1 protein-coding gene is annotated in these 513 nt (G+C 52.2%); it reads right to left on the reverse strand.

The window, feature by feature from the left end; all coding sequences use genetic code 11:
• Nucleotides 1-218 precede the first annotated feature (218 nt).
• A complete protein-coding gene (locus BN3659_RS05005) occupies nucleotides 219-458 on the reverse strand; it encodes a hypothetical protein (RefSeq protein WP_091535075.1) in 240 nt (79 codons plus the stop codon).
• Nucleotides 459-513: the final 55 nt, after the last annotated feature.

Here is a 513-nt window from a genome sequence, read left to right on the forward strand (position 1 = left end):
AAACCGCACGTGTCGCTCGTGGTCCCGCACAATTCAGTCGTGTCCGAATAGCGAAGCAGGCTCACGGTACAGTGGGGGATGCCACGGCCCGTCGTATCCCGCACATATCCCGAAACCGAACCTCCCGGCGACCGAGACTGTGCTCTCGATTCCGACCATCCCGGAAATCCAACTAATAGAACGGATATGAAAAGAAGACGGACCGTATTCATATACAGTTATATTTTATTCGAATCCAAACAGCGGAACCTCTTGTCTTCGTACACGACAAACCACTTCTCCGTCAAACAACGGCAGAGCAACGGATGCACCCGTTCGCAATCGTCCATACGGTCCCGATACCCTTCGAGCAGCGCCATGGTTTCGGGCGTACACAGCATCAGACTGTCGTTCAGCGTGTTGTAAACGACATATCCGTCTTCGTTGTCGATCGTTATATTGTATTTGCTCGGTTTCATAACATGCGTTTCGAAACTTCGGGGAACGGCAGGGCTTCCGAAGACGCCCTGAGAA

The organism is Alistipes sp. CHKCI003 (assembly GCF_900021155.1).
Taxonomy (GTDB): domain Bacteria; phylum Bacteroidota; class Bacteroidia; order Bacteroidales; family Rikenellaceae; genus Alistipes; species Alistipes excrementavium.